At 62.8% G+C, this 1,046-nt stretch carries 1 protein-coding gene; it reads left to right on the top strand.

Features of this window, described 5'->3' with window-relative positions; all coding sequences use genetic code 11:
* On the top strand, positions 1-1,046 hold a 1,046-nt coding region (tuf, locus tag QQL76_RS18980; protein ID WP_499208991.1), incomplete at both ends, for an elongation factor Tu.

The raw sequence follows: 1,046 nt of genomic DNA, 5'->3' as shown, positions 1-1,046 counted from the left end.
GACCACGGCAAGACGTCTTTGACGGCTGCGATCACGAAGTTCTTCGGCGAGTACCGCGCATACGACCAGATCGACGGCGCGCCGGAAGAGAAGGCTCGCGGGATCACGATCTCGACGGCACACGTTGAGTATGAGACGGAAGCCCGTCACTACGCCCACGTCGACTGCCCCGGCCACGCCGACTACGTGAAGAACATGATCACCGGTGCTGCCCAGATGGACGGCGCGATCCTCGTCGTTTCGGCTGCTGACGGCCCGATGCCGCAGACGCGCGAGCACATCCTGCTCGCCCGCCAGGTCGGCGTTCCGGCAATCGTCGTGTTCCTGAACAAGGTCGACCAGGTCGACGACGCCGAGCTTCTCGAGCTCGTCGAGCTCGAAGTTCGCGAGCTGCTCTCCTCGTACGACTATCCGGGCGACGACATTCCGATCGTCAAGGGCTCCGCGCTTGCCGCTCTCGAAGACAGCAACAAGGAAATCGGCGAGAACGCCGTTCGTGCACTGCTGGCTGAAGTCGACAAGTACATCCCGACGCCTGAGCGTCCGATCGACCAGCCGTTCCTGATGCCGATCGAAGACGTGTTCTCGATCTCGGGCCGTGGCACGGTCGTGACCGGCCGCGTCGAGCGTGGTGTCGTCAAGGTTGGCGAGGAAATCGAGATCGTCGGTATCCGCGACACCAAGAAGACGACCTGCACGGGCGTTGAAATGTTCCGCAAGCTGCTCGACCAGGGCCAGGCCGGCGACAACATCGGCGCGCTGCTTCGCGGTGTGGACCGTGAAGGCGTCGAGCGTGGTCAGGTTCTGTGCAAGCCGGGTTCGGTCAAGCCGCACAAGAAGTTCAAGGCCGAAGCCTACATCCTGACGAAGGAAGAGGGTGGCCGTCACACGCCGTTCTTCACGAACTACCGTCCGCAGTTCTACTTCCGCACGACGGACGTGACGGGCATCGTGACGCTGCCGGAAGGCACGGAGATGGTGATGCCTGGCGACAACGTCACCGTTGACGTCGAGCTGATCGTGCCGATCGCGATGGAAGAGCGCCT

The organism is Rhizobium albus, from assembly GCA_030160035.1.
Taxonomy (GTDB): Bacteria; Pseudomonadota; Alphaproteobacteria; order Rhizobiales; family Rhizobiaceae; genus Georhizobium; species Georhizobium albus.
Note: the sequence above shows the minus strand (reverse complement) of the source record. Positions and strands in the feature narration are given on the sequence as shown.